Annotated in this window: 4 protein-coding genes; all 4 read right to left on the bottom strand. The window is 33.5% G+C overall.

Annotated elements, in window-relative coordinates:
• Positions 1-195 precede the first annotated feature (195 nt).
• Positions 196-1,326, bottom strand: coding sequence for a hypothetical protein (locus O3670_RS10840; RefSeq protein WP_371596163.1), 1,131 nt, complete (start codon positions 1,324-1,326; stop codon positions 196-198).
• Positions 1,327-1,399: 73 nt separating this feature from the next.
• Positions 1,400-1,603: a hypothetical protein gene (locus tag O3670_RS10835; RefSeq protein WP_195918016.1), complete on the bottom strand. Its 204-nt coding sequence runs from the start codon at positions 1,601-1,603 to the stop codon at positions 1,400-1,402.
• Positions 1,604-1,632: 29 nt separating this feature from the next.
• On the bottom strand, positions 1,633-2,508 hold the full coding sequence (locus O3670_RS10830; protein ID WP_371596162.1) for a hypothetical protein: 876 nt from the start codon (positions 2,506-2,508) through the stop codon (positions 1,633-1,635).
• A gap of 100 nt (positions 2,509-2,608) precedes the next feature.
• A complete protein-coding gene (locus O3670_RS10825) occupies positions 2,609-4,039 on the bottom strand; it encodes a hypothetical protein (RefSeq protein WP_371596161.1) in 1,431 nt (476 codons plus the stop codon).
• Positions 4,040-4,119 lie beyond the last annotated feature (80 nt).

Here is a 4,119-nt window from a genome sequence, read left to right as displayed (position 1 = left end):
ACTGTTTTCCGAATAGATGTCTTTATTGGTAATACTTTTATCAAATCGTAACTATCTAGCTAGATTTTCTACCAACCTAGTTAAAATCAAACATGAAAACAGGTGAAAAGCCCTGATGATTTGATATATAAAGGCTCTTTTCATTATTTTTAGCTTAATAGCCTGTACATAACATTTAGAGCTGACTTTTAGTTATTAATTAACTTTTGGTCGAATAGGAAGCTGAGATTTTTCAATAATTAAGTCAAATTGTTCAATAGGTATTTTGTCTTCCTCTTGAACAGTCCCTCTTTTAATCTTAATTGGTATATTATACTTGTACTGATTTGAATATAAATCTGTGTACTTTAGCTCTAAATCTCCCCATTCTTGAAACTTAGAATTCAAACCATCTTGATTTTCAAAATAACAATCGAAAATAACTTTTAGTTTTGTATCCTCTCCTTTTTGAACTGAAAGGTAATCTAAAATTCTTTTCTTACTTTCATCACTTGATGATATAATCCCTTTTGGAATAAATTTAATAGTAGATAAAATTGCTGATTGTAATCCAATATTATTAATGTTTAATATAATAGACTTATCTAATCTGCAAATTTTTCGTTTATCTATTATTCTTCTTATTTCTTTGTCTAAATTATTTAAACTACTCTCTATGATACCTCTTAAGTATTCTAAATTTTTTTCCATTTCCTTTTCATCTAAGTCAGTTCTAATTTTTTCTGATACTTCGAAATCTTCAAATTCTTCAACTCTTTTCTTAACTTTTATTCTTCTGTTTATTAACTCATTGCAACGTTTATTTAGTTTATCATCTTCATCCTTAAATATATCTTTTAAATTTTCTCCGATTACAAAAGGTTCAATATCATTACAATCATTACTACTATTCTCAGTATTTGAATGAATTGAAAAGGTAAAAATAGGCAAGCTACTTTCCCTCTTTTCATCTTTTGATTTCTTACTTTCGTAATTTAATGTCCAGTAAACACCTAAAACCGTACCTATACCTCCTATAACTGCTCCATAATACGCTAAAATATCGGAGTCATCGAAAAAACTAATTTTTATATCAAAATGTGGAAGTACTACAAAAATAATAACCGGCACAGCTAATACAATAATGGACATTCTTATGAAAGAATTAAATATTTTTAGATCTTTAGAAGCATCAGACTTCCTAGCTATGCCCCACTGACAAACTCTTATTAATAATTCAATTGTTCCTACGATAACTATAAGTGCCAAAACATATTTTTCCACTCCTATCTGTTTACTAGTTTCTGCTCCTTTTGTTGCTATCCCAAAAATACTTAATCCTATCATTTTATAATTCCTTATAATTCTTTCTTAAACTCAAAAAAGCTGATTTCTCAGCTTTTTAATTCTATCATGGAGCTTAGTTACTTTTGAATGGCATCGCTTCATCGCTCTGCACAAATTCTCGTTGAGCATCTGTTAATTCCTCAAGTTCATCACAACCAATAAGTCCAAAGACTTCCATACCATCTTTAGTACTAACGATGTATGCCTCAAGTTTCCTTGCTTTGTCAACATCTGACACTAAGTAAATATTCTTTTTAGTCATTACTTCATCAGTCATTTTACTCTCCTTCAACCCTTTATTAGTGTTTAATCTTCCCCCAATTTATCATGTTGTGCCCTGAAGGCGTATAATGGATCAAAATCTGAATCAAGTTTATTGTTAACGTCAGCTTGTTCAGCCATCTTAACATTTAAACTATTTTCCATCCTCCCAATACAATCCATTACCTTCCTTATCATTGTAAGGGTTTCAGAAGTAATTTTCAAGACCTCACTTGAATTTTCATTGTTTATAATTTTATCTGAGCTTTTCATTTTCTGCTTTAGACGTTCTTCAATTTCGTCTAAACGTAGCTCTTTCATACTTTGTTGAGGTTCTGGAATGGCTGATACTGACTCTAAAGGTTTTATGCTTTCAACCGTCAAATCTTCAATTTTTGTGACGTTCATAATGACCTTGGCGCGTGCTTCTTCCTTTCCATTATGACCTGGTATAAAGATATAGTTGTTGCTACCAAAAAATGATTGTTGGGTAATATCATTCTTAGCTAAACTTTCAAATAGTGAATCATGACCTTCTACTAAACTGTTAGCAAAATAAATATTTCTCGTGTCTCGGAAAAGTTGGGTATTGAAAATAAATGGCCTGTTCTTAGGGAAATTATTAACGTGAGGGGAATGGAAAAAATGTTCTGTTGATAGGTAATGTACGTAAGGGACCTTGCTGAGTAGCTGAGACAAAGTATTCGTATCCATCTGAGCCTGCTCGTCAAAGAGGAAGATATCTGTAATGTGATTTGTTGGAGACGTTACTAACTCAATATCCTTTTTTAAATAGCCCGCTAGCAGAACGGCATGTTTTTTCTCATCCTCTAGATCTGCATGATTGTGGGTAATCGTAATCTTAGCTTTATCTTCTAAATACGATAGAGCATTCCAAGAAATATGTGACTTAAATCCCATAATAGCGACTCTGTGGTCTTTAGATTTTGCAAAGTTAGTCAGCTTATGAAAAAAGGGAGAGGCTTCAAAAGGAGATAGGACGTAGGGATCAATATAGATATTAAGCATCAGTATCACCTTCTTCTTGATTTAACTCTTCTAGTTCGGCATCTTTAATTAATGGACGCTCGTTAAACGCTTCATTCATTCTAAAGGGCATGTATTTGGCCACACGACCACCATCAGTTGCATTTTGACTTCTGATAACAACAAGAGACTTATCAATCCCTTCTTCTGCAGCAAGTTCTAGGTTGAGGAAAATAATGTTATTGAGGTTCTTATACCCACCATTTTCAATAAGCATATACTTGTCTTCAATTTCTTGAATGTCGTCAAAATTATCAACGATAATCAGTAGATAACGTTTGTTGCCTTCTTCATCTAAACCATCCTCGAAACGTCCAAAGTGTTTAAAGACATTGAGCAATTTATCAAGATCGCTTATATCACCTACGTTAGTGATATAAGGATACACATCAAAAAGATTCTTTGTACCGTCATCTTCCTTTTTATTGAGAGCTAACTGACCGATAAAGAGATATCTAGGAACATGGACCGTATACGTACGCTCTTTTTTCTTCGCCTTTTTGGCTTGTAATTCTGATTTTCGTTTCTCCATACCAGAAAGAGGACTTGTCCCCTCACTCTTTTCTTGTGTTTTTGTCACTGTATACGTGAACTTATCCAGTTTTGACGTAGGAACAAAATAGGCATAGTTTTGATTAAATTTGAAGTTCTGATAGGCATCTACGACCTTCCAGTATCGAATAGGAGAGTAGTTATCTTCTTCCCGAAGGATATCTTTCCATTTATAAGTGAAGTTTCTGCTAATCTTATTTGCTAGTAAGAGCAACATCGTTCCATGACTGTAAATAGAGTAACTTGTCGCAAGAGCCCCTGGAGTATCTTCACGTTCGAACTCCCACTCTTGAACTAAGTAAAACTCTCTGAGTCGTTTGAGATGTGGCTTGATTTTAGGAATCGGTAAACCAAACTCCCTTGAAATTTGAAGGAGTTGAACATTTCGGAAAGTAGCTATAAATAGTAGGATATCCATATCTAACTGGTTTAGTTGCTTACTAATTAACTCATAGTCCGTTTCTTGACTATAGTTAATTTGAATGATGTAATCCTCTTGAAGTTGCAAATGGAAAGGAAAGTCATTGTTTGGATAAACTTGTTTCAGTAATGGTGTCGAGGCATACTTCTTATAATAGTCGTCCGAGAATCGAGAGACAGTATTCAATGTTGCTTTTCCATCGATTGTTCTTACCCCAAAACGACGTAGTCTTTCATTGAATTTTTTAACGAAGTCTTGATAGGCTTCCAGTGCTTCAGCAGAAGGCTTTTCTCCTGTTTCAGATAATCGAACTGTCCCATCAGGCATGAGAGTGACTTCTTCCCCATTAAATTTTTTCTTCGGATAAAGTGGGAGATTGATTTTCTTAGCAATATTTTGGAACCATTTTTTATTACCTGGTGTTCTTGTCATTTGTCTATTCCTTCTCTTCAATTTTTTGGAACCATTATACTAAACCCCATATACCTTCTATAACCCAGTGACACCCACCT

This window comes from Streptococcus sp. 27098_8_74 (assembly GCF_041431705.1).
In the GTDB taxonomy this organism is placed as follows: Bacteria; Bacillota; Bacilli; order Lactobacillales; family Streptococcaceae; genus Streptococcus; species Streptococcus salivarius_E.
This window is presented reverse-complemented; position numbering and strand designations above follow the sequence as displayed.

What these genes read in the sequence shown, in the direction of transcription:
- O3670_RS10835 (WP_195918016.1), bottom strand. Translation starts at nt 1,603, where the DNA reads ATGACTGATGAAGTAATGACTAAAAAGAATATTTACTTAGTGTCAGAT.
- O3670_RS10825 (WP_371596161.1), bottom strand. Translation starts at nt 4,039, where the DNA reads ATGACAAGAACACCAGGTAATAAAAAATGGTTCCAAAATATTGCTAAG.
- O3670_RS10840 (WP_371596163.1), bottom strand. Translation starts at nt 1,326, where the DNA reads ATGATAGGATTAAGTATTTTTGGGATAGCAACAAAAGGAGCAGAAACT.
- O3670_RS10830 (WP_371596162.1), bottom strand. Translation starts at nt 2,508, where the DNA reads ATGGGATTTAAGTCACATATTTCTTGGAATGCTCTATCGTATTTAGAA.